Annotated in this window: 23 protein-coding genes; 13 read left to right on the forward strand and 10 right to left on the reverse strand. The window is 62.7% G+C overall.

Features of this window, described 5'->3' with window-relative positions; translation table 11 throughout:
- Positions 1-3: 3 nt before the first annotated feature.
- Genes CLV84_RS02715 through hemN form a run of 6 tightly spaced genes read right to left on the reverse strand, consistent with a single transcriptional unit; the run spans position 4 to position 8,648 of the window.
- Complete coding sequence (locus CLV84_RS02715; protein WP_104418197.1) at positions 4-1,506, reverse strand: 4Fe-4S dicluster domain-containing protein; 1,503 nt, start codon at positions 1,504-1,506, stop codon at positions 4-6.
- Entirely contained in the window at positions 1,503-2,522 is a 1,020-nt protein-coding gene (locus CLV84_RS02720; RefSeq protein WP_104418198.1) for a cbb3-type cytochrome c oxidase N-terminal domain-containing protein, read from the reverse strand. The genes CLV84_RS02715 and CLV84_RS02720 overlap by 4 nt, the downstream gene beginning before the upstream one ends.
- A 7-nt stretch (positions 2,523-2,529) precedes the next feature.
- Positions 2,530-4,692 carry a cytochrome-c oxidase, cbb3-type subunit I gene (gene ccoN, locus CLV84_RS02725; protein ID WP_104418199.1) on the reverse strand — a complete coding sequence of 721 codons (2,163 nt, stop codon included), beginning with the start codon at positions 4,690-4,692 and terminating at the stop codon, positions 2,530-2,532.
- Positions 4,682-4,840, reverse strand: coding sequence for a cbb3-type cytochrome oxidase assembly protein CcoS (gene ccoS, locus CLV84_RS02730; protein ID WP_104418200.1), 159 nt, complete (start codon positions 4,838-4,840; stop codon positions 4,682-4,684). Before ccoS ends, ccoN begins: the two co-directional genes overlap by 11 nt.
- Before the next feature lie 59 nt (positions 4,841-4,899).
- Positions 4,900-7,302, reverse strand: a complete 2,403-nt coding sequence (locus CLV84_RS02735) for a heavy metal translocating P-type ATPase (RefSeq protein ID WP_104418201.1) — start codon at positions 7,300-7,302, stop codon at positions 4,900-4,902.
- Positions 7,299-8,648 (reverse strand): oxygen-independent coproporphyrinogen III oxidase, encoded by a 1,350-nt coding sequence (gene hemN, locus CLV84_RS02740; RefSeq protein WP_104418202.1) that lies wholly within the window; start codon positions 8,646-8,648, stop codon positions 7,299-7,301. The genes CLV84_RS02735 and hemN overlap by 4 nt, the downstream gene beginning before the upstream one ends.
- Before the next feature lie 133 nt (positions 8,649-8,781).
- Here hemN and CLV84_RS02745 point away from each other — a divergent pair, with 133 nt between their 5' ends.
- The 3 genes from CLV84_RS02745 to CLV84_RS02755 all read left to right on the forward strand — a co-directional run bounded on the left by CLV84_RS02745 (position 8,782) and on the right by CLV84_RS02755 (position 12,950).
- Complete coding sequence (locus CLV84_RS02745) at positions 8,782-9,918, forward strand: DUF6544 family protein (RefSeq protein ID WP_104418203.1); 1,137 nt, start codon at positions 8,782-8,784, stop codon at positions 9,916-9,918.
- 10 nt (positions 9,919-9,928) lie between these two features.
- Positions 9,929-12,286: a phosphoketolase family protein gene (locus tag CLV84_RS02750; RefSeq protein WP_211295139.1), complete on the forward strand. Its 2,358-nt coding sequence runs from the start codon at positions 9,929-9,931 to the stop codon at positions 12,284-12,286.
- A gap of 142 nt (positions 12,287-12,428) precedes the next feature.
- Positions 12,429-12,950: a universal stress protein gene (locus CLV84_RS02755; RefSeq protein WP_104418205.1), complete on the forward strand. Its 522-nt coding sequence runs from the start codon at positions 12,429-12,431 to the stop codon at positions 12,948-12,950.
- Positions 12,951-13,029: 79 nt separating this feature from the next.
- On the opposite strand, the gene CLV84_RS02760 is transcribed toward CLV84_RS02755, so the two are convergent.
- Positions 13,030-13,932, reverse strand: a complete 903-nt coding sequence (locus CLV84_RS02760) for a universal stress protein (RefSeq protein WP_104418206.1) — start codon at positions 13,930-13,932, stop codon at positions 13,030-13,032.
- Positions 13,933-14,227: 295 nt separating this feature from the next.
- Between CLV84_RS02760 and CLV84_RS02765 the strand changes: the two genes are divergently transcribed.
- The 5 genes from CLV84_RS02765 to CLV84_RS02785 all read left to right on the forward strand — a co-directional run bounded on the left by CLV84_RS02765 (position 14,228) and on the right by CLV84_RS02785 (position 18,425).
- Positions 14,228-15,028 (forward strand): universal stress protein, encoded by an 801-nt coding sequence (locus CLV84_RS02765; RefSeq protein ID WP_104418207.1) that lies wholly within the window; start codon positions 14,228-14,230, stop codon positions 15,026-15,028.
- Between the two features lie 20 nt (positions 15,029-15,048).
- Entirely contained in the window at positions 15,049-15,789 is a 741-nt protein-coding gene (locus CLV84_RS02770; protein WP_104418208.1) for a hypothetical protein, read from the forward strand.
- Between the two features lie 11 nt (positions 15,790-15,800).
- The gene (locus CLV84_RS02775; RefSeq protein WP_170067540.1) at positions 15,801-16,664 is read left to right on the forward strand and encodes a universal stress protein; all 864 of its coding nucleotides are present in this window, start codon (positions 15,801-15,803) and stop codon (positions 16,662-16,664) included.
- An 82-nt stretch (positions 16,665-16,746) separates the two neighbouring features.
- Positions 16,747-17,658 carry a universal stress protein gene (locus CLV84_RS02780; protein WP_104418210.1) on the forward strand — a complete coding sequence of 304 codons (912 nt, stop codon included), beginning with the start codon at positions 16,747-16,749 and terminating at the stop codon, positions 17,656-17,658.
- Between the two features lie 2 nt (positions 17,659-17,660).
- The gene (locus tag CLV84_RS02785) at positions 17,661-18,425 is read left to right on the forward strand and encodes a hypothetical protein (RefSeq protein WP_104418211.1); all 765 of its coding nucleotides are present in this window, start codon (positions 17,661-17,663) and stop codon (positions 18,423-18,425) included.
- Here the strand turns inward: CLV84_RS02785 and CLV84_RS02790 are convergent.
- The 3 genes from CLV84_RS02790 to CLV84_RS02800 form a co-directional block, all read right to left on the reverse strand.
- A complete protein-coding gene (locus CLV84_RS02790) occupies positions 18,406-19,452 on the reverse strand; it encodes a response regulator (RefSeq protein WP_104418212.1) in 1,047 nt (348 codons plus the stop codon). The genes CLV84_RS02785 and CLV84_RS02790 overlap by 20 nt on opposite strands.
- On the reverse strand, positions 19,445-20,641 hold the full coding sequence (locus tag CLV84_RS02795) for a PAS domain-containing sensor histidine kinase (protein WP_104418213.1): 1,197 nt from the start codon (positions 20,639-20,641) through the stop codon (positions 19,445-19,447). Before CLV84_RS02795 ends, CLV84_RS02790 begins: the two co-directional genes overlap by 8 nt.
- Before the next feature lie 126 nt (positions 20,642-20,767).
- On the reverse strand, positions 20,768-21,001 hold the full coding sequence (locus CLV84_RS02800) for a hypothetical protein (protein WP_104418214.1): 234 nt from the start codon (positions 20,999-21,001) through the stop codon (positions 20,768-20,770).
- Positions 21,002-21,228: 227 nt separating this feature from the next.
- Between CLV84_RS02800 and CLV84_RS02805 the strand changes: the two genes are divergently transcribed.
- From CLV84_RS02805 to CLV84_RS02825, 5 genes are all read left to right on the forward strand, one after another.
- On the forward strand, positions 21,229-22,455 hold the full coding sequence (locus tag CLV84_RS02805; protein ID WP_104418215.1) for a T9SS type A sorting domain-containing protein: 1,227 nt from the start codon (positions 21,229-21,231) through the stop codon (positions 22,453-22,455).
- 31 nt (positions 22,456-22,486) lie between these two features.
- Positions 22,487-23,737 carry a 3-phosphoshikimate 1-carboxyvinyltransferase gene (locus tag CLV84_RS02810; protein ID WP_104418216.1) on the forward strand — a complete coding sequence of 417 codons (1,251 nt, stop codon included), beginning with the start codon at positions 22,487-22,489 and terminating at the stop codon, positions 23,735-23,737.
- 176 nt (positions 23,738-23,913) lie between these two features.
- Positions 23,914-24,684 carry a M48 family metallopeptidase gene (locus CLV84_RS02815; RefSeq protein WP_104418217.1) on the forward strand — a complete coding sequence of 257 codons (771 nt, stop codon included), beginning with the start codon at positions 23,914-23,916 and terminating at the stop codon, positions 24,682-24,684.
- 9 nt (positions 24,685-24,693) lie between these two features.
- A complete protein-coding gene (locus CLV84_RS02820; protein WP_104418218.1) occupies positions 24,694-25,584 on the forward strand; it encodes an OmpA/MotB family protein in 891 nt (296 codons plus the stop codon).
- 5 nt (positions 25,585-25,589) lie between these two features.
- On the forward strand, positions 25,590-26,342 hold the full coding sequence (locus CLV84_RS02825; RefSeq protein WP_104418219.1) for a ribonuclease H-like domain-containing protein: 753 nt from the start codon (positions 25,590-25,592) through the stop codon (positions 26,340-26,342).
- Positions 26,343-26,421: the final 79 nt, after the last annotated feature.

The raw sequence follows: 26,421 nt of genomic DNA on the forward strand, positions 1-26,421 counted from the left end.
CGGTTAATTGGAGGGGTGAAGGAAGGAGGTGGTGATCCGCTTGAGTTCTTCCCCGCCGGACCGGACGGATACGACGATCTCGTCGGGGTAGCCGTTTCCATCCGCCGGGACGACCAGGAAGAGCGCGCCCTCGACGATCTCTCCGGGCGGCACCGCGGGCGTCCCGCCTACGGTACGGACCTCGGCCCGCCCACCGTCAGCCACGAAGGTCAGCGGAAGTTCCAGCCCCGTCTTGTTGACGACCTGGTAGGTATACAGATTGGAAACGGCGGTGTCGGCCTCGGTGTGGTAGAGCGAGCCCGGGGCGCGGAGCAGGATCACGTCAACGCCGTCCCGGCTGCTCAGTAACCATACATTGAGGGCGACGAGGGCCAGCAACAGGGCGGAATAGGCCATGGCCCGGGGCGTCCAGATCCGGCGCTTGCCCTCCCTGACTCCGCGCTCGCTATCGTAGCGGATGAGCCCCCGCGGTCGGTCGACCTTGTCCATGACCGCATCGCAGGCGTCGATGCAGGCCGTGCAGTTGATGCACTCCATTTGAATGCCGTTGCGGATATCGATGCCGGTGGGGCAAACCTGGACGCAGAGCCCGCAGTCGATGCAGTCGCCCTTGGGCGGCGGCGGGGCGATCCCGGTCAGGTTGTCTTCCATGCGCTGAAGGATCCGGTCGGTACAGGCACTGTTGTTTTCGCGGCAGGATGCACAGCTCGTGCAACTGGTACGCTTGGGCTGGCCGCGGTCGATTTTACCCCGGGGTTCGCCGCGCTCGTAGTCGTAGATCACGTTTACGCTGTCGTCGTCGAGCAGTACCCCCTGCAGGCGGCCGTAGGGGCATACGGCAATGCACACCTGTTCCCGCATGTAGGAAAAGACGGCGTAGAAAATTCCGATGAAGGCGACGATGGCCAGAAAACCGCCGGGGGCTTCGAGGGGCGACTGCTGCACGATCTCCAGCAGGCCATCAGTCCCGATGATGTAGGCCAGGAAGGTGTGGGCGATGAGCGCGGAAACAAGTAGGAAGAGTCCGTGCTTCAGGGCTTTCTTCCGCACCTTATCGGGGGTCCACGGTGCTTTCGCCAGTCGCTTCTGGGCGTTGGCATCCCCTTCGATCCAGTATTCGATCTTCCGGAAGACCATCTCCATGAAGGTCGTCTGCGGGCAAACCCAGCCGCAGAACAGCCGGCCGAAGACTACGGTAAACAGGACGATGAACACCATTGCCGTCACCATAAGGAGGGCGAAGAGGTGAAAATCCTGGGGCGTGAAGTGCAACCCGAACAGGATGAAGCGCCGCTCCAGCACGTTGAACAGAAAGACGGGCTCTCCCCCCACGCGGATCCAGGGCAGGCCGAACAGGATGGCCAGCAGGAGATAGCTCAGCAGGGTACGGCGCTGGTAGAAGCGCCCTTCGGGTTGCTTGGGGAAAACCCACAGCCGCTTCCCCGCTTCGTCTACCGTGGCGATGTGGTTGCGAAAATCGTCCTTGGGTGGTTGCGGGATACTCATTTGCTGGTTGCCTCTGCGATGTAGCGTTCTCCTTCGGGTTCCTTCCCGTTGGCGGGGTTGGTGCTTTGCAGGCTCAGAATGTAGGAGGCCACCTCCTGAATATCCCGTGGCCGCAGCTCGTTCTTCCAGGGGATCATGCCTTTTTCCGGTACCCCGTTTTTAATGGTGCGAAAAACATCGTTGACGGAACCCCCGTGAAGCCAGTATTCGTCCGTCAGGTTAGGCCCGATACCGCCCTCGGCTGCCTTGCCGTGGCAGGGGGAGCACTTGGCCGAAAAGATCATCTGGCCGGCGTCGATGGCGTCCGCCTCTTCCAGCAGTACCACGTTGTTTTCGTCTACGCTATTCTCCTGCGTCTTCAGGTAAGCCTGCACCTTGGCTTCGGCGAGCGTCATCTCTACATCGTAGGCTTCGGCGGGGCTGAGGGCGAAGTCGGAGAAGTGGACGAAGTAAACGTAGACCGGCGCGATAGCGATGGTGACGTAAAAGAGGCCGGTCCACCAGGGGGGGAGGTTATTATCCAGTTCGCGTACGCCGTCGTATTCGTGGTTCAGCACGATGGCCGCTTCTTCCTCGATCGGTACGGCATCGGTCATCCGTTCGTAGAGGCGTTGCCACCAAGCTTTAGTCGGTTCCAGTTGCTCCAGGCCGACCTCCTGCAATTGCTCGGGGTGATACTTCCGCAGTAGCCGCTCGCGCTGGAGCGCCATGAGCTTAAAGCTCAGGTCGAGCAGCGACCAGAGGCCGAGCAGGATCACCAGCACCATCACGAAGGCGGCGAAGAGTTCCAGTTCGGACATACTGGCCAGCGGACCGGGGTAGGGCGGCGAAGGCGCAGGAGCCAACAACAACAGTAAATAGCTGTCCTTGAGCGGCTGCTGGGCTACGTCGCGGTAGGAGTCCTTCCGGCGGGCGAAGACCATGATCAGGGCGAGCGTAAAAACAATTACGAAGGTCAGCAGGGCCAGTATCGCCAGCCAGTTGATACCGGCATCCTGTAATAAGTACTTAGCCATCGGGTCGTTACTTTTTAAGTTTTACCTGGGGTTTGGGCTTGATGTCGGTACCGAGCCGCTGGAGATAGGCGATGATGGCCACGATTTCCTTTTGCTCGAGTTCGGGGTCGTCGACGCCGTTTTCCCGGAGGTTGTTGGCAATGTCCTTCGCCTGGATACGCAGGTCGGCCACCGCGCGCTCGGCGTAGCCGGTGGGGTAGGGGGTGCCGAGCGTTTGCAGGGTGCGGATCTTGGCGGGCAGGTCGCTGATGTCGAGTTTGCGCTCCAGCAGCCATTCGTAGGGGGGCATGATGCTGCCCGGACTGGTGCTCTGGGGGTTCTGCATGTGCTGGTAGTGCCAGCTGTCGAGGTATTTGCCGCCCACCCGGTGGAGGTCGGGGCCGGTACGCTTACTGCCCCAGAGGTGGGGCCGGTCGTAGATGAACTCTCCCGACATGGAGTACTGTCCGTAACGGGCCGTCTCGGAGCGGAAGGGGCGGATCATCTGGCTGTGGCAATTGTTGCAGCCTTCGCGGATGTAGAGGTCCCTTCCCTCCAGTTCCAGCGGGCTGTAGGGGGTGACCGCCTCGATCTTGGGCACGTTGCTCTCCACCATCACCATGGGGAAGACTTCCGCCAGGCCGCCAATAAGGACCACGATCGTGGCGCCCACCAGGAGCTGTACGGGGCGGCGCTCGATCCACCGGTGCCAGTATTCGCCGCGGTGACCGGCGGGGCTGGCCTCCAGCGGCGGCGCGGCGGCGCCTTCGTTGGCGATCAGGCTGCCCTGGCGGACCGTCCGGATGAGGTTGTAGATCATCAGCACCACGCCGGCCACGTAGACCGCGCCGCCGAAGGCCCGCATGGCGTACATCGGCAGGATGGCATTGACCGTTTCGAGGAAATTGCCGTACTGTAGGATGCCTTCGGGCAGGAATTGCTTCCACATCGCGCTCTGCGTCCAACCCGCCCAGTACAGCGGCACGGCGTAGAACAGCACCCCGAGGGTGGCCATCCAAAAGTGGACGTTGGCCAGCTTCCGGCTGTAGAGTTGGGTGCCGAAGATGCGCGGCAGGATGTAATAGAGCACTCCGAAGGTGAGCATGCCGTTCCAGCCGAGGGTGCCGACGTGTACGTGGCCGACCGTCCAGTCCGTATAGTGACTGATCGCGTTCACGCTTTTCAGGGAGAGCAGCGGCCCCTCGAGGGTAGCCATGCCGTAAGCGGTGACGGCGACTACCATCATTTTTAGTACCGGATCGATGCGCACTTTATCCCAGGCGCCCCGCAGGGTAAGCAGGCCGTTGAGCATCCCGCCCCAGCTGGGGGCTATCAGCATGATGCTGAAGACGGTACCCAGGCTCTGCGCCCAGGTGGGCAGGCTCGTATAGAGTAAGTGGTGGGGCCCCGCCCAGATGTAAATGAAGATGAGCGCCCAGAAGTGAATGATCGACAGCCGGTAGCTAAACACCGGCCGGTTGGCCGCCTTCGGGAGGAAATAGTACATCAGCCCCAGGTAGGGGGTGGTGAGGAAGAAAGCCACTGCGTTGTGGCCGTACCACCACTGCACCAGCGCGTCCTGTACTCCGGCGAAGAGGGGGTAGCTCTTCCAGAGGCTGACGGGCAGTTCGAGGCTGTTGCCCACGTGGAGCACGGTGACCGTCACCCAGGTAGCGATGTAAAACCAGATGGCTACGTAGAGGTGGCGTTCGCGGCGGCGGGCGATGGTGCCGAACATATTGATGCCGAAGATGATCCACACGAGGGCGATGCCGATGTCGATGGGCCACTCCAGCTCGGCGTATTCCTTACTGGTAGTGATGCCCAGCGGCAGCGTCAGTGCCGCCGCCAGGATGATGAGTTGCCAGCCGTAAAAGTGGACGTAGCTCAGCTTGTCGGAGAACATCCGCGTCTTCAGCAGCCGTTGCAGGCTGTAGTAGACGCCCATGAAGATACCGTTACCGACAAAGGCGAAAATCGCGGCGTTCGTGTGCAGCGGCCGGATGCGGCCGAAGGTGGTTTCGGCGGTGAAGTTCAGGGCCGGAAAAACCATCTGCAGCGCCGCCAGCAGGCCAACGCTCATGCCTATGAGTCCCCAAAAGGAAGTTGCATAGGCGAAGTATTTGACAATCTTGTTGTCGTACGAAAAGTGTTCCAGGCTCGTGGCCGGAGACGTACCGTCAATCATCATTGGTGGTGTATTCGGAGTCGAATAGGATGCGAATGGAAGGGGTGACCTCGTCGTCGTACTGGCCCGTGCCTACCGCCCAGAAAAAGGCCAGCAGGAAGCCGCCGGCAATCAGCAGGCTCAGCAGGATCAGGAGAAGGATGACGATCATGGTGCTTCGTTTACGGTGTGCAAGGTCTTGCCACGAGCTCCGCCGATCGGTGACTCGGGTCAGCTACCCGGGTGATATAAATCATGTCGGTAAAGGAGGTAAGCGCCCGTACTGGCCACCAGCACGATCGTGATCGAACTGGCCGGCATGAGGATGGCGGCTACCACCGGACTGAGTGCGCCGGAAACCGCATAGCTGAGTCCGACGAGGTTGTACAGGAGCGCCAGGCCGTACGCGATTCGGGTCACCCAGCGGAGGCGCCGGCAGGTCAGCAGTACGGAGGGCAGAAATCCTAAACGGCGGGCCGAAACGATGGCGTCGCAGGCGGGGCTGAAGGCCGATTCGTCTTCACTGACCGCCATCCCGACGTCCGCCGTACGCAGCGCGCCGGTGTCGTTGAGGCCGTCGCCGACCATCAGTACCCGGTTACCGCTGCGCTGCAGGTCTTCTACGAAGGTCTGCTTCGTGAAGGGCGACATGCGGAAGTGTAGTTGATCGGCCGGGAAGTAGGCTTCCCAAAAATTGTCCTTCGGCGGATCGTCGCCGGAAAGGAGGTATACCTTACCCCGGGTTGAGAGCTCCCGGAGTGCTCCCCGTACGCCGGGACGTAAACGGGGCGGTCGGGTGTCCAGCCGGAGCACCGCTTTTCCGTCCACCGTGGCGTACGTTCCCGGAGGAAGGTCCTGGAGCCCACAGAAGTCGGCACGGCCAACGCGGTACACCCGCCCCCGCCAGCACAGGTGGAGTCCTCGCCCTTCCTCCTCGGCCGGGGCGGTGGTAGTTGGTGCCTCCATTCCTTCGGCGGCCAGGGCGGCGGCAATCGCCTGGCTGCGGGGGTGGGTGGAATACCGGCACATGGCCAGGAAGACCGGCGCTTCCCCCTTCCGTGAGGAATCCATCCAGGTAAGGGCGTGTCCAACACCGGAATCGATAAGGGTCCCCGTTTTGTCGAAGACGAAGGTATTCACCCCGGCCAGCCGGTCGATGGTGGCCGCGCTACTCAGGTAGTAGCCGGCCCGTCCGAGCAGCCGCTGCAAACTCCCGTAGGCAAAGGGGGCCGCCAGGGCGATCGCGCAGGGGCAGGCGATGATGAGTACCGACACGGCCGCCCGGTAGGCGGTCGCCGGATCCGAGCGGTACCAAAATATAAACGTACACAGGGCAATCAGGAATACGGCCCCGGTAAACACCCCCACCATCCGGTGCGGCGGCCCGACCGGCGCATCACCGGCCCGCCGCCCGTCGCGCCACAGTTGCATGAGGTAGCTTTCGTCGGCCGACCGGGTAACCCGCAGGGTCAGTGCCTTTCCGGTCGCGCGGCCCCCGGCGAACACCGCCTGGCCCGGGGCGGTACGTTTCCGTTTGCTTTCCCCGGTCACGAAGCTGTAGTCGATGCCCGCGCCACTGGCCGCCAGCAGGATGCCATCGGTGGGGATAATCTGGCCGGGACGTACGATCAGGACGTCGTCCGTCCGGACGTCCGCGACCGCTACGGCTTCGAGGTTGCCCGCTCCGTCGCGGCGGTAGGCTCCGATCGGAAAATAGTCGTGGTAATCGCGTTCGAAGGACAGCCGGGTGAAGGTATACGACTGAAACCAGCGTCCGATGAGTAAGAAGAAGACAAAGCCCGCCAGGCTATCCAGGTATCCGGAGCCACTCCCACCGGCGATCTCGTAAACGGACCGGCCGAAAAGGGCCAGCATCCCCACCACGATCGGAAAGTCGAGGGTGATGCGGCCGAGCCGGAGTCCGGTGTACGCATCCCGAAAGAACCCGGTGGCTGCATAAAATAGCACCGGCAGGCTCAACAGCAGCATGCCAGGCCCGATAGCCCTTCCGATAAGCGTTGCACCTGCGTCCTCGCCCAAACCCAGATATTCCGGGAAACTGAGCAGCATGATGTTGCCGAAGCAGAAGCCGGCCACCCCAATGCGGTAGAGCAGCGACCGATCGGCAGCCCCCGCTTGCCGCGTATCGGCTCGCCTCAGCACCGGCGGATATCCGATGTCGGCGAGTAATTCGGCAACGGCCCGTAAGGTGGTTTGGCGGGGATCGAATTCGATGGTTGCCCGTTTGCGGGTCACGTCCACCTGGCTACGCCGTACACCAGGGAGCAGGTTGGGAAGCCGCTCGAGCAGCCAGACGCAGGCGATGCAGTGGATGGCCGGCAGCTCCAGCTCCACCCGCCATACTTCCTCGTCGTGGTAGCGGGCCAGCGTGGCGGCGAGGGCCTCCGTTTCCAGCCAGTCGTAATCGTCGCGTTGGTAACGGCGTTGGCTGCGTCCCGCGGCGGGGTCGAGGCGGTAAAAGTTCTCCATCCCGTGCTCGCGCAGGAGGGTGTAGACCGTGCGGCAGCCGGAACAGCAGAATCGGGGTACAGCGCCGGGGTGATCGCTTTCGGGGCAATCTTCCCCGCAGTGGGCGCACGTTGTTCGGACGGGCGGGGATAGGATATAGCTCATATGGCCTGGCTGAAGGTGGCCGGGCTGGGGTTGCGCGCCCAGTAGTGGTCGTCGAGGGGCAGGCAGATGTTGCGGAGGAAAGGTTTACCCGCCTCGGTAACCTCGACCCGGTAGGGGGATCGGCGGACCAGGCCGTCGAGGGCCATATCGTTCCAGTGCAGGACGGCCCGGTCGATGGCGGAGCAACGCAGGGATTCCTCGTTCCAGTCGGTATACCCGATGCACATGAGGTTAAGGATGTGGCGGCGGACGGTGCCGTCTTCCGGAGCCAGGGCGTGCCCCTTGACGATGGGCAGGCGGCCCTCCAGGAGCACCGCCCGCTGGTACGCTTCGACTTGTTTTTCGTTCTGCACGTACATGTCCCAGCTATCGCCGATCGCCGAACAGCCGAGGGCCAGGGTAACGGGCGTATTGGCGGTGGTGTAGCCCATGAAGTTGCGGTGCAGGCCGCCGGTGCGGTGGGCGATGGCCAGGTCGTCGGCGGGCAGCGCGAAGTGGTCCAGCCCGATGTCGTAATAGCCGATGGACTGCAGCAGCCGGCGCCCGGTCTGGTACAGTTGCCACCGTTGTTTGCCCTGGGGCAGGTCCGCTTCGGAGTAGGCGCATTGGCCGGGGCTATGCCAGGGCACGTGGGCGTAACCGTAGAAGGCGATGCGATCGGGGGCGAATTCCCCTACTTTCTCCGCCGTACGCACGATGTCGCTGAGCTCCTGCTTCGGCAGTCCGTAAATGAGATCGAAATTGATGGAGGTGTACCCGGCTAGTTGGGCCGCGCAGACGGTGCGGGCCACGTCCTCCTCCGTCTGCCGGCGGTTGATGAGCCGCATGATCTCCGGGTTGAAATCCTGGACGCCGAGGCTGACCCGCCGGAAGCCCCGGGCGGCCAGGGTGCTCAGGTGCTCGGCGGTAGTGGTGGCCGGATGGGCTTCGAAACCGAAGCTATAGGTGTCGGCCGGGGAGAGCCGCTCGAGAATGCCGTCGACCAGGCGGGCCAGGGCGTCCGGGGAGAAGAAGGTGGGGGTGCCGCCGCCGAGGTGCAATTCCTTGAGGTAGGGAGTCACCTCCAGCGACCGCAGGTAAAGGTCTAGTTCGGCATGCAGGGCGTCGATATAGGGTTCCTCAACGCCGTGGTTCCTGGTGATCCGTTTGTGGCAGCCGCAGTAGGTACACAGTTGCTCACAGAAGGGAAGGTGGAGGTACAGGCTGATGTCCCGCTCTTCGGAAAGGCGACGGTTTACGGCGCTAAGCCAGGCTTCCTGGCTGGGGGGCTTAGGCTGCCAGTAGGGCACGGTGGGGTAGCTCGTATAGCGGGGGACCGGGCGGTTGTACTTTTCGATAAGACTCACGGAGCGCCGAATTTTTTTCAAAGGTGGCCGTATCGCTACCGCCGGAACGGTGACGCGTGTCGTGGCGGGGGATGATCTATGTCACTCCACGGGGGGGCGGCAACGGTGACCTTTGTGGTATGCTCCCCTGCCTATGCGCACCTTCCTATTCCTGCTTCTGGCCGTGCACGGCCTACTCCATCTCCTGGGCTTTGCCGCCGCCGTCGGGTATTCCGGTGGAGAATTCACCCTCTTTATCTCCCGTAGCTGGGGGCTGGGCTGGTTGGCCATCGCCGGCATCCTGCTGTCCGCCGCCGGCTTCCTGGCCGTACGCCATCGTCACTGGTGGACCGCCGCCGGCGTGGGGGTAGTGCTCTCCCAGATCCTGGTCCTTCGGTTCTGGGTGGATGCCAGTTTCGGCACCATCCCGAACCTGCTGATCCTTGCCTGCCTGGTGGTCACGTACGGCGCCCGGAAGTTCGACCGGAAGGCGGAGCGCAGCCGGCGGCAACTGCGGAGATCCGTAATCCCCACCCCGGCCCGTACCGACGAAGCCCTGCCCCCCGTAGTCCGCCGGTGGCTAGCGCGCAGCGGAGCCCTGCACCGTCCGACGCCGTCGTTCCTTCATCTGGAGCAGACACTGGCAATGCAGCTGAAGCCCGACCAGCAAATCTGGTACACGGCGGAGGCCACCCAGCTCATTACGGCATCGCCACCCGCCTTTCACTGGGCGGTGCAGGTCCATATGCACCCGCTGCTGACCGTATACGGAGAGGATAGCCTGGTTAGCGGCCGCGCGGCTATGCGGATGTCGCTGTTCGGGCTGTTGCCGGTGAGCGAGGTACACGACGACGCCAAGGTAGACGAGGCAGCCATGCAGCGCTACCTGGCGGAGTTGGCCTGGTTCCCGGCCGCCGCGCGCAGTGCCCCTATCGAATGGGAAGCTTTGGGAGACCACGAAGCACGTGCCACCCTCCGGTTGGGGAAGCAAACCGCGTCCGGCATTTTTTCCTTTACCCCCGCCGGCGATTTTCTCCGCTTCGAAACCCGACGTTACCGGGAGCACGGCCCGGAAGCACAGCGCCTGCCCTGGATCGCGGAAGCCGAGCGATGGGCGACCTTCGACGGGATCCGTGTCCCCTCCCGGCTGCGGGCCAGCTGGATGCTCGACGGCAGCATATGGACCTGGCTGCGCATCGAGGTCACCGATCTCCAACAAGCCGATTCCGTAAATGAGCCTGACCCAACCCCGCAGCGCACCAGCCGCCCCGATCTCCAGTTACACGATTGAAACAAACCCTATGAGTAACCCTACGACCGATAGCCTGCAATTGCTCGACGCCTACTGGCGCGCGGCGAATTACCTCTCCGTAGGGCAGATGTACCTCTGGGATAACCCCCTGCTGCGCCGCCCCCTACGCCACGCCGACCTGAAGCCTACGATCGTGGGCCATTGGGGCTCCGCGCCCGGCCAGAACTTCGTGTACGTCCACCTCAACCGCATCATCCGACAGTACGATCTGAACATGCTGTACATCTCCGGTCCGGGCCACGCCGGCCAGGCCATGGTGGGCTGCACCTACCTGGAGGGCACCTACTCCGAGGTGTATCCGGACATCAGCCAGGACGAAGCGGGCCTCAAAAAGCTCTTCCGGCAGTTCTCCTTCCCCGGCGGCATCGGCAGCCACGTATCCCCCGAGTGCCCGGGCAGCATCCACGAGGGCGGGGAGCTGGGGTATTCCCTCAGCCACGCCTTCGGGGCGGTTTTCGATAATCCCGACCTGATCGCCGCCTGCGTCATCGGCGACGGCGAGGCCGAAACCGGCGCCCTGGCCACCGCCTGGCACGGCAATAAGTTCCTGAGCCCCGCCACCGACGGCACCGTCCTCCCCATCCTCCACCTCAACGGCTACAAGATCGCCAACCCCACCGTGCTGGCCCGCATCAGCCCCGAAGAACTCGACGACCTTCTGCGCGGCTACGGCTGGACGCCCCACTACGTCGAAGGCGACGATCCGGAGGTGCTGCACCGCGTCATGGCCGACACGCTGGACGCCATCACGGAGGACATCCTCAACATCCGCCGCCGGGCCCGCGACGAAGGGGATACCGACCGCCCCCGCTGGCCGATGATCGTGCTGCGTACCCCTAAGGGATGGACCGGACCGAAGCATGCCGGCGGCCACGCCATCGAGGGGACCTTCCGCGCCCACCAGGTGCCCATTACGATCGGCAAGAACGACGACGACGCCCTGCGGCAGCTCGAGGAATGGATGCAGCGCTACCGCCCCCACGAGCTTTTCGACGAGCAGGGAAAACTCCGCCCCGAACTGGCGGCGCTGTCCCCGGAAGGAGCCCGCCGCATGGGATCCAACCCCCACACCAACGGCGGGCAGTTGCTGGAGGACCTGGACCTGCCCGACTACGCCGACCTGGCCGTGGACGTACCCGCACCGGGGCGCGCCACGGCCGCCGATACCGAGGTGCTGGCCGGCTACCTACGCGAGGTCATCCGCCGCAACGCCGACCGGCGCAACTTCCGCATCTTCGGCGCCGACGAAACGCTGTCCAACCGACTGGCCCACGTCTTCGAGGCCACGCAGCGGCAGTGGACGCTGCCCACCGCGGAGCACGACCAGTACCTGGCCACCGACGGCCGCGTCGTGGAGATGCTCAGCGAGCACCAGTGCCAGGGCTGGCTGGAGGGCTACCTACTCACCGGCCGCCACGGCTTGTTCAACAGCTACGAGGCCTTCATCCACATCGTCGATTCCATGGTCAACCAGCACGCTAAATGGCTCAAGCTGACCGCGGAGCTCCCGTGGCGCAAGCCCCTCGCCTCCCTGAATTACCTGTTGGCCTCCCACGTCTGGCAGCAGGCCCACAACGGCTTCACCCACCAGGATCCCGGCTTCATCGACCACCTCGTCAACAAGAAGGCGGCGATCGTGAGGGTGTACCTTCCCCCGGACGCCAACTGCCTGCTCTCCGTCTGGGATCACTGCCAGCGCAGCCGCCACTACATCAACGTGGTCATTGCCGGCAAGTACCCCGCCCAGCAGTGGCTTGACATCGAAGCCGCCAAGGCCCACTGCGCCGCCGGTATCGGCTGCTGGGATTGGGCGGGCTGCGGTACCGACGTCGAGCCGGACGTGGTACTCGCCTGCTGCGGCGACGTGCCCACCCTGGAGACGCTGGCCGCCGTCAGCATCCTCCGCGACTACCTGCCGGACTTGCAGGTACGCGTGGTCAATGTAGTGGACCTGATGAAGCTCCAGGCTCCCACCCAGCATCCCCACGGACTGGAAGAGGCGGAATTCGATACCCTCTTTACCCGCGACCGCCCCGTCATCTTTGCTTTCCACGGCTATCCCTTCCTCGTGCACCGGCTGGTCTACCGCCGGCACAACCACGGTAACTTCCACGTCCGCGGCTATAAAGAGGAGGGGGCCATCACCACCTCCTTCGACATGACGGTGCTCAACGAACTGGATCGCTACCACCTCGCGCTGTCCGCCCTGCAGCACCTGCCGGAGCTGGGACGCGAAGGGGAACGGGTGCGGGAAGCCCTCGAGGGTAAACTGGCTACCCACCGTACGTACGTAGAGGAGCACGGGGTGGATATGCCGGAGGTGCGCGATTGGCATTGGACGTCCTGACCGGGCCCCGCTCCTGCGCGCCGGCGCCCCGCTTAGGAATGCCAGCCCTACGGAGATGACCTGTTTTATGCCTGCCGATGATTCAGATCATCGTTCGGCGGCATGGTAAGACGGAGCTTTAGGAAAACCAACCCGTTCCGTCATGCAAGAAGTTATTGTCCCCGTAGACTTTTCACCCGCCTCGGCAACCGCCCTGCGCTTTGCCGCCCGGTTGGTGGAAGAATCCGGTATGCAGCTGCGCGTCATTTATCCGTACACCTCGCTGGTCTGCCGTGCCAGCTACGAGCGAAGTCCGGACTACTACCTGCGCCGCCTCGAGGTGGCCCTTACCGCCTGGGTGAGCCAACAACTCGGCCCCCCCTACGATGCCGGGCGGGTGGATGTCCGGGTAATCGACAGCGACCCGGCCGCCTACCTGCTCGCCTCCAGCCAGGAGGCTACGGTGGCCCTGATCGTCATGGGTCTGCCCGAACACCACGAGGGGGGTGGCCGCCTGCCAACGCAGGCGCTGAGTGAAGCCATCACCGCGGGCGGTGGCTGCCCGGTCATCCTGATTCCGGCCGGCTACGAGGAGCTGGCCGCCACCCAACTGGCCGCCCCCCTCTGCGGCCGGCAAAGCAAAACCTACCGCCGCCGCAGTCGCCTGCCCGCCGGACTATCCTGATCGCTTTGTACCGGATATAAAAAAGGCCGGGCTCCCCGTAGGCAGCCCGGCATACATTTACACGGATCGACTATATTCCTTAGCTCCCGGCCATGGCATCCATTCCGGCTTCCTCCGCCGAAGCGTTTACCACCACCTCATCGGTGAGGATCAGCAGGGGCAGGGGGGTGTGCAGCGCAGCATCCCGGGTGCGGCTGCCCTTCGAAAGCCGGTTCAGCCAGCCGCGTTCCGGGCGGTGCATCACGACGAGTTGACAGTCGCGCTCACCGGCGAAGTCGAAGATGGCGCGGGTGACGTGCGGGGACTTGCGTTCGGTAATCGTGGCATGGTAGCCTTTGTCGGGGCGGTCGAACACTTCGCGGAGGAGTTCCAAGCCGTACTGGGGCACTTTGTCGTCGCCGGTCGTGATGTGGACGAAGTGCATCCTGGGGCTGAAGGGCCGGAGGGAGCGAAGCAGGCTTCCAGCCTGGAAGGGTGCGGTTCCCTGCAGGTCGGTGGCGAAGCAGATATCGCGGAGCGGCTGGTAAGTAGCCTGTTCGGGTACGATCAGGATCGGGCAGGGCGCGCGGTTCATGAGGACGCTGGTGTTGGTGCCGAGCAGGTCGTCCCAGGCACCCTGGCTACCGGTGGTGCCCATCACGATCAGGTCGTTCTTTTCCCGTTGCACCTGCCGGCGGATGGAATACCGGAGGTCGCCGATCTCGACGTACGTCTGGATGGCGGGGACGTGGCGGAGCTTCCCCGCTTCCAGGGTGAGCCCCTTGCGGTAGAAGGCGAGCAAATCCTGGCGGGAGTTGTCGATCATCAGGTCGGTGACGTTGACGAAGGAACCGTAACCGGGGGCGGAAACGGCCGGCGGTAGGGCGAAGAGCAGATGGATCGCCGCGTCCAGTTCGTCCGCCAGCCGGAGGGCATAGCGGTAGGCGTTCATGGCGGCGGGGGAGAAGTCGGTGGGTACGAGAATGGATTTGACGGGCTTCATGGCTTGCGTGCTTTAGTGGACTCCCAAGTTGAAGGCTTCGGATTGTCCGTGCGCTGATCGAGATCAGCCGACCCGATGATCTGGATCGCCTCCTTGCCGGTTACCGGACCCAAACGGGGCGGTGGGGCGGCGGCGCGCGGGAGCGATAGCCACCCTGGACCGGGAAAGCGGATATGGCATCCACCCGATAAGCATCATCGCCGGCCATGATCTACATCACCGCGGAGCTCCCGCTGCGCCGTGATCTTTACCGGACCGACAACGGACGTTCACTTCCGTCAAAACCGACCTAAGCATGCAACATATCCTCATCCCTACCGATTTCAGCCCCGCCGCCGCCCGGGCGATTGCCTACGGCAGCCTACTGGCCCGCGAGTACGGTGCCAAAGTCACCCTGGCTTACATCCACAGCATGCCGATGGACCCGATGCGGATCGGCGAGGTCAGCTCCGAACTCTACCGCGACGGGGAGGCGCTGCTCGAAGACCACGCCGAGCAATTGCGGGCCGAAGGCCTGACCGTAGACACGGAGGTTCAGCTCGGTACGCCCGTATCCCGCCTCAAAAGCATCATCCTCAAACGGCAGGTCGACCTCGTCGTAATGGGATGTCAGGGCCGGCACCACGTAGCGTCGAATCTTTTCGGCAGCACCACTACCTCCCTGATGGAGGAAGTGACCGTGCCGATCCTGGCCGTCCCCCTGAACTACCAGCCCCGGAAACCCGAGCGCATCCTATGGGCGGCCGACAGTAAGGTGCCGAAAGGTTCCGCCATGCTGGAGCCCATGCTCGAGTTGGCCGAACGTAGCGGTAGCGAACTGCAGGTATTCCACTATCAGGAAGCCGACGAGCGGGAGCTCCCCGATCCGAAATTCAAGGAACTGCTGGCTGACGTCTCCTGCGATATTTACGTACAGGTGGACAACGGACTATCCGTGGATATCGCCATACGCGACTTCGTGGAAAAGACGGGGGTCGACCTCATTACGGTCATCCACCGTCGCACGGGCTGGCTCAATCGACTGGCGGTCGCTTCCTCCACTCGCAGAGCCGTCTTCACCTCAGCGGTACCCATTCTCATTCTCCAGGAAAAATAAGCCGCGCTACCATGCTACGTATGTCCCTCTACCGTCTCGCCTTTCCCTTACTGTTATTCGCGTGCCTTACCGGCTGCACCGAAGACTTCTTCGTCGACCTGGAACCCCTCGAGCGCGACCTACTGGGAGTGTGGGTGGCCGCCGAGCGGCAGGACACGACCTCCCTCAGCATCTTTAACGACCGCGCTCAGCTCATCTGGCGGCGCAACGGTCGCAAGTTTGCCGGCATGACCCTGAGCCGGGAAGAACAAGTCGCTATCCGGCTCACCGAGGTGTGGATGAAGGGGCTGGACGAAGCGGTGGAATTTCGAAATTTCCGGCAGGTCGACCACCAGCTTGCCCAGCTACACGCCACGCTGCGGGAATTGCGGGCCCCGCTCGTCGAGGCCCACCCGGCCGACCAACTTTACGCCTTTGACGACCGCTGGGGATGGGTGGAGGAAATCAGTCACGACCAGCTGATGTGCCTCGTGGAATGGTCGGAGTACGAGGAGGCCTTTCAGGCCGCGAAAACTACCTGGCGCCATTTCCGGACCCTTGCTCCCGGGCACGCGGAAAACCTCTTTCCGGGCCTGGCGGCGACGGCCCCCGAAGCTGAAATCACCGCAATTGCCGTGGATGCCGAGCTGGTGTTGTTCGAAGACATCCTTTCGCTGGGTAACCACACCCTCACCACCGAAACCTGCGGAACGGTGCGGCAACGCTTCCTGGACCACGTGGCCGTCCTGATCGGCTACCCCGAAGCGGATATCACCCTCTAATGACCTTATTCATGCAACAGATAATTGTACCCGTAGATTTCTCCGATACCAGCGCGGCCGCCTTGCGCTTCGCTACGTATTTAGCGGAGGTGATGGATCTTGACCTCCGGGTGGTCCACGTTTTCGATTCCCTGGTGAGTGTGGCCCAGACGCTCCGGCCGGAAACCAGGGAAAAAGAGCGCAACCGGCTGGAAAGCGAGTTGACCGCCTTCGCCCGGAAGCATACGGAGCCCGTACTGGCTACCTTCCAGGGCAACCTGGACAGTCTGCCGGTGCTCCGCGCGACGGCCGTGGAAGGTCTGCCAGCGGCTACCTTGCTCGGGATTAGCGAGCGAGAAGAAACGGCACTAATCGTGATGGGCGGGGTAGGGTCGGGACAGGGGCTGCGTCCGCCGGGTATTTTCGGGAGCGTGGCCCGCAATCTTGCTACCCGCGGTGGCTGTCCGGTGCTGCTCATTCCCAAGGATTCCGGGTTTCCCGCGGTGGAACGGATGGCCGTCGCGTTCGAAGAGCCGGCCGACTTGCGCACCTTTACCCCCCTGCTACGCCCATTGATCCGGGGTATCCGCCCCGCGGTGCGTTACGTCCACGTACTCGATGAGGACGAGAGCCGGGAACGGGACCGAAAAGAGGAATTCGTAGTGGTTTCCTTCGGTCCCGATTTTCCCAGCTACACCTACACCTTTGACGAATTACCGCCCGGCAGGGTAGTGGACCGGCTGGTGACCTACACCTCCGAAAAGCAAATCGACCTGCTCGTAGTCGGGCGAAAGCGCCGGTCGTTCCTGGAACGTCTTGTTCACCCCGATCACCTCTCTCCGGTGGTTAGAGCGGGTTCCGTTCCCCTGCTGATCATTCCCTTTCTCGGTGATTGATCAAGATCATCCGAAGCGGTGACGCCCAACACTCCAACGGGAGCGATGGGAACGGAACTTTGAGTAAACCAACCCGCCAACCATGACGCACATTCTCATTCCCGTCGATTTCAGCCGCGCCTCCCACAACGCCTACCGCTACGGCCTGCACCTGGCCGAGCGCCGGGGATTGCACGTCGTACTGGTGCATTACTACAGCGGCTCGATCGATCCGCGCACCAACCTGTACATCGGTGGCGACGGGACCATCCAGGGGAGTTTCGAGGCCAGGTTACGGGAGTTCGCCTATTCGAAGGGAGCCTACGGTGACTTGCTGGCCGTAGAACCACCCACCGGGGTAGAAGTTACCTACGAGGCCGACGTGAGCCTCCGGCCCGCCTTTGCGATCGGTAAACGGGCGGAGCAGCCGGACATCAGCCTGGTCGTGATGGCCTCCCGCAGCTCCGAATCGGTGCTAGGAAAATGGCTCGGCAGCACGACGACTACCGTTTCGGAAAGTTGCGACTGTCCCGTCATGATCGTTCCCCCGGATGTCCGGCACCGCCCCATCCGGGAGGTCGTAGTCGCCAACAATCACGATACCGCCGATCCTGCTCCCCTGGCCTACCTCGAGGAATTATCCGACCTCTACGGTGGCAGCCGCGTCCATTTCGTGCACGTGGAACGCCTGAATGCGGACGGCGACACCACCTTCGTACCCTGGAAGTTGATGCAATTGATCAAGCGCCGTGACGCCGGGGCCGGCTTCCCCTTCGAGGTGGTCACGGTCCAGGACGACGACATCAGTGAGGGGCTGCTGAATTTCGCGAACGGTATCGATGCCGACCTGATGGTAGTGGTCAACCGGTCGCGGAAACGGTGGCAAGCCTTTTTGCAGGCCACCCTTACCCAGGATTTAGCGCTGCGTTCCACCCTGCCGGTGCTGGTACTGCACGCCCAGTCGGCCGAGAACCCGCGGGGCAACTACCAATTCGATCACCAAAAAGAAGCCTGATCGTGCGGCTCCCCATGCTCCTCCTGCTGATGCCGCTCTTCTGGTCCGTTGCCTGCAGCGAGGAACAGATCGTCACCGGGGTAGCGGCCGAATCCGCTTTCGTCCGACTCCTTTACGGGCTTACCCACCGGGATACGCTGGCCAGTCAGATCGCGGCAACCGAGCTCAACGCTCACCTGCGTTCCCTGCGAACGGTAGGGTACCGCCCGCTGGCCGATGCCGACCTGGATGAGCGCATGTACCGTTTCGACCGGGCGGAATGCGCCTTTCTGGAGTCCCTGGCATCCATCAACGGCGGAGAACTCGATCTGGCCGCCGTCCAACTCGACCAGGCCGTATACGAAGTCCGGGCCGCAGACCCCCCGGTATCCGCCGAGCTCTACGTGCTGAACCTGTATGACTTCATCGGGGCATGGCTCGAAGTGGGTACGCTTTATGCGGACCGGGACGCATTCGTCCAGGAAGGAAGGAACTGTGCGGCAAACGCCCTGCGGGAGTGGGCCTCGATCCGGTATCTGCGACCGGATCCCGTTGTCTATCCCTCCATTGCCCGGAATCCGCTCCCCTTTCTCGAAGCCCACCTGGCCCTGGAAAGCCGTTTGCGGGAGGTGGAGGGTTTCGTTCACCGCAACGATGCGATACCGGAAGCCGTGATGAGGGGCACCAGCGAGGCGCTGTGGAACGTACTCTTACTCTTCGGTGGCGGTGAAACCGCCCGCACTACGCCGAAAGCGGGTTCGAACACGGTTACACCAGCAGCCCTCTGAGCCTGGCGGGCTCGGCAACCGTGATCTGGCGGCCGTCGGTAACGATCAGCCCATCGCGCCGAAAATCGGAGAGGGCGCGAATCACGCTTTCCTTCGTCGTTCCGACCATTTGGGCCAGTTCTTCGCGCGACAATTCGATGGCTGTTTCCCCGTACCGTTCGTGCAGGTCGCAGAGGACCAGCGCGGTCCGGCGGCGCACGCTGTCGTAGGCTTGCTGCACCAGGCGGTCGGACCGTTCAACGGTTTCACCGGCGAGCAGGTGCATCAGCGCCTCGGCTACGTGCCGGTCTTGGTTCACCAGTTCCAGTAGCCGGGGGCCGGGTAGGCGGGCACAGCGCACGGTTTTAGTGGCTGCCCGGGCGGTATAGTACAGGGGGATGCGTTCGAGGAGGCAAGCGGTGCCGAACAGGTCACCGGGCCCCAGGTCGGCGATGATGTAATCGCGGCCGTACTCGTGGGTACGGGTGAGGTGGACGTGCCCCTCCTCAATGCGGTATAAAAAATGCGGGTACTCTCCGTCGCGGGCAATGGTTTCTCCCTGATCGTACGTAAGCCGGTTGCCCTGGTCCGAAAAGGCGGCGAGTAGGGTGTCCATGCCCCTCCCGGGATCGCTGAGGTGAGCGGCGGCCGGGGCGGTGGCCGTGCCGCCGCGGGCGGCCTTCTTCAGGCGGGTCCGGATGACCTGCAGTAGCTCGTCCTTGTAGAAGGGCTTGGTAATGTAATCGTCGGCGCCCAGGTTCATGCCGCGGCGGATGTCTTCCTTTTCCGTGCGGGCGGTGATGAATACGAAGGGGATTCCGGCCGTCTGGTCGTTTTCGGAAAGCAGATTGAGCACGCCGTAGCCATCCAGTTCGGGCATCATCACGTCGCAGAGGATCAGGTCGGGCGCTTCGGTGAGGGCCAGCTTGACCCCTTCTAGTCCGTGGCGGGCGGTTGACACGCCATAGCCGTACAGCTCGAGAATCTCGGCGAGGTTTTCGCGTACCTCCTCGTTGTCTTCGATGATGAGGATATTCGTTTTATCCATGGTTGGGCTGGTTGGAGAGGGAGACGGTAAAGGTCGTGCCCCGCCCGAGCTCGCTCCGGAAGTCGATGCTGCCCGATAGTAACTCGACGTAATGGCGCACGATGTTGAGCCCCAGCCCGGTTCCCTTGATGTTCTCCACGTTGCCGGCCCGGAAGAAGCGATCGAACAGATGGGGCCGGTCCGCCTCCGGGATGCCGATACCCCGGTCCTCCACGGAGATAAGGATCCGGTCGCGGGCGGCTTCCGCGCGGACGACGATCGGGGCACCCTCCGGGGAATATTTGGCGGCGTTGGAGATGAGGTTCATCAGGACGTGCCGCAACAGCTTGGCGTCGGTGTATACCGTCCTGACCGTCTCTTCCACGACCATTTCCACACGTTGTCCGGGGCGGAGCTGCCCTTCGCTCGTCTCGATGCTGGTGGCCAGTAGCGCCCGCACGTCGATGGAATGTTCGTTGACGGTCACTTCCCCCTGATCGAGTTGGGAGAGGGAAAGGAAGTCGTCGAGCACTTCGGTGAGCTGGCTGACGGCCGATTTGATGCGGTCCAGGTGGCGCAGGCGTTTGGGTTGCTGCTCGGCTTCCTGGTAGAGTTCGATAATTTCCGCCGAGCTGAGCACCGTGCTCAGCGGCGTCTTGAATTCGTGGCTGGCCATGCTCAGGAAGCGGCTCTTAAGCTCGTTGAGCTCCCGTTCGCGGCCGAGTGCGCGTTTGAGCTCCACTTCCCGGGCCCGGAGGGCCGCCGTCCGGTCCTGTACTTTGTTTTCCAGTTCCCGGTTCAGCTCATTGACCCGGTCCTGGGCCTTGTGATATTCGGTGAGGTCGTGTAGAATGCCGGTGTAGAGCACCCCGTTGTCCAGTTTGACTTCGCTGACCGCGAGGCGTAGGGGGAATTCCCGCCCGCTCTTACACCGCCCGATCACTTCCCGCCCGATCCCGATGATGTGGGGTTCCCGCGTACGCTGATACCGCTGGAGGTAGGCGTCGTGGTGTACCCGGTCGTGATCGCCCATCAGCATGTTGACCTTTTGGCCCAGCATCTCGGCTACGGTGTAGCCGAAAAGGTCGGCGGCGGCCTTGTTGGCATTTTCGATTACGCCCCGCCCGTTCATGGTGATGATGCCGTCGGTGGCCATTTCGAAAAGGGCCTTTAGCCTGCGTCCGTCATCCTGCTCCGTGGGGGGTGCCATTTTCTTTATTTCGACCTACGGCGAAGGTAAGAAAGCGGGGCGGCTCCGGGAGGGTTTTCCATTCTGCCGCCCCGGGAACAAGTGAGTGCTTTGATATTCCGGCGAAAACGTCGTTAGCAAAGTCGGTTAGGCTGCCTTTTCGAGCTTGCCTTGCTTGGCCTTCGCCAACGGGAGCACCTTGGAATCCGCGAGAACCGGGACTTCCGGCTTGAAGCTGATACCCAGCACCGCGCTGAGGAAGAGGGGGAGGGCCAGTCCGGCGATCAGGTAGTATCCGCTGAACATACCCAGCAGTACCACCCCCATCATCAGGTAGAAGCGAATGACGACTTTATCGAAGGTGATTGCGTAGAAGCGCATGGCTGTATTCGTTTGGTGATGGGACAAAGATGCCGCCACCGCCGCGGGCAGGAAATGACCCGGATCACCGCCATCCATGATTTGTAACAGCCTCCGCGCTACCCGGAAATGCACCCCCCGGACCGTCCGGAGGGTATAAAGTGCGCACCCCGCGCATGATCGCTCCCTTCTGGACCGTTTGCTTACGGGAACAAGCTTTTAGCTTTAGTCTACGCCTATGAAACCCTATGCGACCATTTATTTACCTGGTCCTGCTGATGGTATGTGGTTTTCACCCCGCCCATAGCCAGGAAACCATTCTTCATTTTTCGTGGGACGCTTCGGTGACCCAACCGGACGTCGGTCCGGCGGGCCTGACGGCGACTACCATTAGTCCGTACGCTACCATTGCGGCCGGCGGTGTCGGCGGAACCAACGGGCTCTCCGCCGGTCTCCGCGCCGGGGGCAATGCCGCCAATGCCGGCGATAAGGCCAACATCCATTTGGTGGTCCCCGCCCACGAGGCCTTCAACGTGGACGGCATCGACATTTCCTTGGATTACCAACGGGACGAGGCCATCGGCACCCTGATCAGCCGCGGCGCGAACTTCATTTTCGGTACCGCCGCCGGCGCGCAGGTGACGTACCGCCTCCAGGACCCGGAGGAAGGGAACATCACCACCTTCACCTCCCCCGTCTACGAGATCGATCTGAACGATAATCGTTTTCACCGACTGCGGTTTGTCTATAACCCCTATTCCGGGGAGGCTAGGCTGAGCATCGACGGATCCGTCGTGTGGACACCAGCCTTCACCACCCCCGGGCAAACGCTTTACTGGGACAAGACCGCCGACATCCTCATCGGTTACGACATTGACGGTGCCGGGAATAACCGGCCGGTCCTGGATAACTTTACCTTCGGGAAGGTCTTACCCGCCTCGCTACCGGTGGATCTGATCGCCTTTTCCGCAACTTCCACCCCGGCGGGCGTCGCACTGGAATGGGAGACCGCCCGGGAGGAGAATCACGAAACCTTCCTCGTGCAGCGTTCCGTACCAGGCGGCCATTGGAAGACCCTCGCTACCCTGCCCGGGGAAGGCGATCGACCGTATGGCCACCGCTATCACTACCTCGATCCGGAATTCGCCGGAGGGACAACCTATTACCGACTCGCTCAGGTCGACGTCTCGGGAGTCACTACCTATTCCGAAGTGCGCAGTATACACCACGATCAGGCTTACGTCGCGGCTGCCTTCACCGCCTACCCGAACCCAGCCCACGACTATCTATACCTCGATATCGACGCATCGCCGGGCGAGATCCGGGTCAGCGATTTAAGCGGGACGGACGTCACGGATGCCGTCATCGTTTCCCCCCGTCCGTCCACCGGACTGCAACTCGACCTTCGGACCCTGCCGGCAGGGTGGTACGTCATCCACGGGCACTGGGGAAACCGGAAGGTCCTCAAGCGATAGGTTCTTTTCCCTAGCAGCGTACCTTCGCGGCATGGATGCCCCCAAAGAGATTACTTACGCCGGCGGACCCCTCCGCGGCCACCTACGCCTGACCGGTTCCAAATCGATTGCCAACCGCGCCCTGCTGATCCGCGCCCTCACCCCGGGCGGATTTGAAATAAACGGATTGGCCGCCGCCGACGACACCGTGCGGATGCAAAAACTGCTGGAAAGCGAGGACGAGGTGCTGGACTGCGGACCCGCGGGCACCACCTACCGCTTCCTCACCGGCTACCTCTGCCGCCGCCGCGGCATCCAACTGCTCACCGGCAGTCAACGGATGAAGGAGCGCCCGATCGGCATCCTGGTGGACGCGCTCCGTACCCTGGGGGCCGACATCGAATACGCGGAAAAGGAGGGCTACCCACCCCTCCGTATCGGTTACAGCGCGCTAGATAAAAGCGACCGCGTCAGCATCGCCGCCGACACCAGCAGCCAATACATTTCCAGCCTACTGATGCTGGCCCCCACGCTGCCCACCGGCCTGAAGCTCACCCTGGAGGGCGAGATCGTCAGCCTGCCCTACATCCGCATGACCCTGGCGATGATGGAACACTTCGGCGTGCACCACCACTGGGAGGGGCAGACCATCGTAATTAATCCGCAGACCTACGATTCCCGTCCCTTCACCGTCGAAGCCGACTGGTCGGCCGCCAGCTACTACTACAGCTTGGCCGCCCTGGCCGAAGAAGCCGACCTGCGCATCGACGGCCTCTTCGAGGACAGCCTCCAGGGCGACGCCGTCGTCAGTAAGCTCTACGAGGACTTCGGAGTAACCACCACCTACACCCCGGAAGGTATTCACATCAAAAAGCCGGCCGGTACCCCCCCCCCCCCCCTCTTCGAGCACGACTTCGTAGAATGCCCCGACATCGCCCAGACCCTGATGGCCACCTGCGCCGGACTCGGCGTACAGGGGCTCTACTCCGGTCTGCAAACACTCTTTATCAAGGAAACCGACCGCGTAAAGGCCATGAAAGCCGAACTCGGCAAACTGGGCGTATCCCTCTACAAGATCCCCCCCCGCATGGCGGGCAAGACAGGGATCCAGTACTTCGCCCAGGAGGGGAAGGCGGATTTCGCAGCCGCTACGCCCACTTTTTCCACCTACCACGATCACCGCATGGCGATGGCGCTGGCTCCGCTGGCCCTGTTGCACCCGGTGCGGATCGAGCATCCGGAAGTCGTGGAGAAGAGCTACCCGGATTTTTGGGGGGATTTGGCCGGGTTGGGGATTAGGTAGGAGGCGCGAGGCCCTCCACGCGCTGCGCTTGGTGCGGACCTCGCTGGTTAAGGGCGTCCCTTCCAGGGCCGCGGGGGCGGGGAGCTATCTTCGTCCGGTACAGGCCCGAGTAAGAACCGACCAGCTCACCGGACCTTCTTACTTTGTCCCTCCTACTTCAAACATTGTCCTTCCCCATGCCCCGCAAAACCGCCGAGCAGCGCACCACCCTCGACCTGAACGGGATGCGGGTGCCCGTACGCATCATCACGGAGCGGGGGCGGCGGTCCACCATCGCGTCGGTGCGACAACGGGCGCTGTACATCCGATTACCGCACGCATTGGGCGAGAAGGAGCGGCAGCGCCGCATCCAGGAAATGGTCGACTGGGCCCGCCGGACCGCCGCCGACCGGCCGGAAGCCTTCGCCCACCTGGTAGCCCCGCCCGTAGCGGAAGCCTACACCTTCGATTTTCGGGGGGAGGAATACCGGATTGCGGTACGAACGCACCCGGGCAAGACGCACACCATTGTACCCACCAACGGACATTCCCTGACCGTCAAGCTTAGTTCCTGCGCTCCGGCGCCCCAACAAACGAAGGCGATTCCCAAATTGCTGGCGAAATACTTCGCCGGGGGCTGCCTGCCGGAGATCACCCGCCGCGTCCACGAGCTCAACGACTACCACTTCCAGCGCAAGATCCACGAAGTCAAACTGAGCGACACCTACACCCGCTGGGGCTCCTGCTCCCACCGCGGCAACATCAACCTGGCTACTCGGCTCCTGCTGGCCCCGCCCGCCGTGCTGGACGCCGTCATCATTCACGAGCTGGCCCACCTGCTCGAGGCCAACCACGGGCCGAAATTCTGGGGGCACGTAGCCCGTGCCCTACCGGAATACAAAGTGCACGACCGGTGGCTACGCGAAAACGGACCCGCCCTGCGTTTCGATCCGGTACCCATACGCTAATTTAGCCCCATGCGTCTACTCCTTACCGGCCTCCTGGCCCTGGCCCTAGCCGGTTGTATCTCCCCGAAAAAGGCGGCCGAACGCTACCAACCGCGGATCGATACCCTCGACAGCCTGGCCGCCGTTCAGGCCGACTCGATCTACCAACTGACGCTCGCCCTCGAACGCAGCCGCGGTGGTAACGACATGCTGCTCGAAACCCAGAACCGCCTGCAGGACCGGCTCCTCGAACAAGACGATCGCATCGAAGCCCTGCAAAGCAACCTCTCCAGCACGAACAGTGAGTTGAACGAACAGCTGGAGAACCTGCGCGAAGCCCTCGAGCGCCGAGAAGCCAATCTCGACTCCCTCATCGCCCTCCAGGCGGCCATCATCGATGATTACAGCTCCAGCCTTTCGGCCGTGGCCAACCGCCTCAGCGACTCCCTGGAGACGAAGCTGGACAGCGGCCAGTATGTCATCCTGGACCGCCCCGGGGAGGTCATCCTGAGCGTCCAGGAGAGCTCCCTCTTTCGTCCGCGGTCAGTCGGCTACCTCGTCGACGATGCCGCCGCGGTGCTGAAAACCCTGGCGGGCACGCTAGGGACGAACCCCCTGCTTAAACTGCAGATCGTGGGGCATACCGACAACCAGCCCAATCCCATCCGCAACACCGATAATTGGGAGTACGGAGCCCTGCGCGCCGCCACGCTGGCCGACAAATTGGCCACGGAGTACTACATTAGCCCGAACCGGATCACCGGTGCCACCCGCGGAGAGTACGGGCCGACCCAGAGCAACGCCACCGAGGAGGGCCGCTACCAGAACCGGCGCGTGGAGTTCGTCTTTACCAGCAACGTCGCCAACCTGCTGCGGGAGCTCGACCGCCTCACCGTCCAGTACCAGGGCACCAAACGCTAACAATTATGGTTGACCAGATCGACATCACCAAAGTCCTTTTCCTCGACATCGAAACGGTAAGTGGCGCCCCCACCTACACCGATCTGGACGAAAACATGCAGTACCTCTGGTCGCTCAAGGCCCCCGGCGCGCTGCGGCGGTACGGGGAAACCATCGAAGGCGAAGAACTGGCCGAATCGTACGACGATAAAGCCGGCATCTTCGCCGAGTTCGGCAAGATCGTCTGCATCAGCGTCGGGGCGGTATACCGCGATTCGGACCGCAAGCTCAAGATCCGCCTCAAATCCTTCGCCAACCGCGACGAGGCCAAGCTGCTGACCGACTTCAACGAGATGATCGATCAGTATTATGGCGACCCGAACAAGTACTTTCTCTGCGGTCACAACATCAAGGAATTCGACGTCCCTTATATGTGCCGGCGCATCGTCATCAACCAGCTGCCCATGCCGAAATTGCTCGACATCTCGGGCAAAAAGCCCTGGGAAACCAAGCACCTGGTGGATACGATGGAGCTGTGGAAGTTCGGCGATCGAAAATCCTACGTCTCCCTGAAGCTGCTGGCCGGCATCCTGGGCTTCCCCAGTCCGAAAGACGACATCGACGGCGGCGACGTCGGGCGGGTGTTCTGGGAAGAGGACGACGTGGAGCGCATCGCCGTCTACTGTGAGAAGGACGTACTGGCAACCGCCCAACTGTTCCTGCGCTACGCCCGCAAGCCGCTCTTTGCCGAAGACCAGGTCTTCTTCGTGGAACGTTAAAATCCGGCTCGCTTTCGTCCGTCGAACGACTTGCTTCCCCATTCGCGTTAGGCTAGTAGCGTCCGGCGTTGCCCGCTGG

It is taken from the genome of Neolewinella xylanilytica (assembly GCF_002934605.1).
Lineage (GTDB): Bacteria > Bacteroidota > Bacteroidia > Chitinophagales > Saprospiraceae > Neolewinella > Neolewinella xylanilytica.

What these genes read in the sequence shown, in the direction of transcription:
- CLV84_RS02715 (WP_104418197.1), bottom strand. Translation starts at nt 1,506, where the DNA reads ATGAGTATCCCGCAACCACCCAAGGACGATTTTCGCAACCACATCGCC.
- CLV84_RS02790 (WP_104418212.1), bottom strand. Translation starts at nt 19,452, where the DNA reads ATGGATAAAACGAATATCCTCATCATCGAAGACAACGAGGAGGTACGC.
- CLV84_RS02780 (WP_104418210.1), top strand. Translation starts at nt 16,747, where the DNA reads ATGACGCACATTCTCATTCCCGTCGATTTCAGCCGCGCCTCCCACAAC.
- CLV84_RS02815 (WP_104418217.1), top strand. Translation starts at nt 23,914, where the DNA reads ATGCCCCGCAAAACCGCCGAGCAGCGCACCACCCTCGACCTGAACGGG.
- CLV84_RS02775 (WP_170067540.1), top strand. Translation starts at nt 15,801, where the DNA reads ATGCAACAGATAATTGTACCCGTAGATTTCTCCGATACCAGCGCGGCC.
- CLV84_RS02800 (WP_104418214.1), bottom strand. Translation starts at nt 21,001, where the DNA reads ATGCGCTTCTACGCAATCACCTTCGATAAAGTCGTCATTCGCTTCTAC.
- CLV84_RS02745 (WP_104418203.1), top strand. Translation starts at nt 8,782, where the DNA reads ATGCGCACCTTCCTATTCCTGCTTCTGGCCGTGCACGGCCTACTCCAT.
- CLV84_RS02760 (WP_104418206.1), bottom strand. Translation starts at nt 13,932, where the DNA reads ATGAAGCCCGTCAAATCCATTCTCGTACCCACCGACTTCTCCCCCGCC.
- CLV84_RS02770 (WP_104418208.1), top strand. Translation starts at nt 15,049, where the DNA reads ATGTCCCTCTACCGTCTCGCCTTTCCCTTACTGTTATTCGCGTGCCTT.
- ccoN (WP_104418199.1), bottom strand. Translation starts at nt 4,692, where the DNA reads ATGATGATTGACGGTACGTCTCCGGCCACGAGCCTGGAACACTTTTCG.
- CLV84_RS02825 (WP_104418219.1), top strand. Translation starts at nt 25,590, where the DNA reads ATGGTTGACCAGATCGACATCACCAAAGTCCTTTTCCTCGACATCGAA.
- CLV84_RS02755 (WP_104418205.1), top strand. Translation starts at nt 12,429, where the DNA reads ATGCAAGAAGTTATTGTCCCCGTAGACTTTTCACCCGCCTCGGCAACC.
- CLV84_RS02820 (WP_104418218.1), top strand. Translation starts at nt 24,694, where the DNA reads ATGCGTCTACTCCTTACCGGCCTCCTGGCCCTGGCCCTAGCCGGTTGT.
- CLV84_RS02750 (WP_211295139.1), top strand. Translation starts at nt 9,929, where the DNA reads ATGAGTAACCCTACGACCGATAGCCTGCAATTGCTCGACGCCTACTGG.
- CLV84_RS02810 (WP_104418216.1), top strand. Translation starts at nt 22,487, where the DNA reads ATGGATGCCCCCAAAGAGATTACTTACGCCGGCGGACCCCTCCGCGGC.
- CLV84_RS02765 (WP_104418207.1), top strand. Translation starts at nt 14,228, where the DNA reads ATGCAACATATCCTCATCCCTACCGATTTCAGCCCCGCCGCCGCCCGG.
- CLV84_RS02735 (WP_104418201.1), bottom strand. Translation starts at nt 7,302, where the DNA reads ATGAGCTATATCCTATCCCCGCCCGTCCGAACAACGTGCGCCCACTGC.
- CLV84_RS02720 (WP_104418198.1), bottom strand. Translation starts at nt 2,522, where the DNA reads ATGGCTAAGTACTTATTACAGGATGCCGGTATCAACTGGCTGGCGATA.
- CLV84_RS02795 (WP_104418213.1), bottom strand. Translation starts at nt 20,641, where the DNA reads ATGGCACCCCCCACGGAGCAGGATGACGGACGCAGGCTAAAGGCCCTT.
- ccoS (WP_104418200.1), bottom strand. Translation starts at nt 4,840, where the DNA reads ATGATCGTCATCCTTCTCCTGATCCTGCTGAGCCTGCTGATTGCCGGC.
- CLV84_RS02805 (WP_104418215.1), top strand. Translation starts at nt 21,229, where the DNA reads ATGCGACCATTTATTTACCTGGTCCTGCTGATGGTATGTGGTTTTCAC.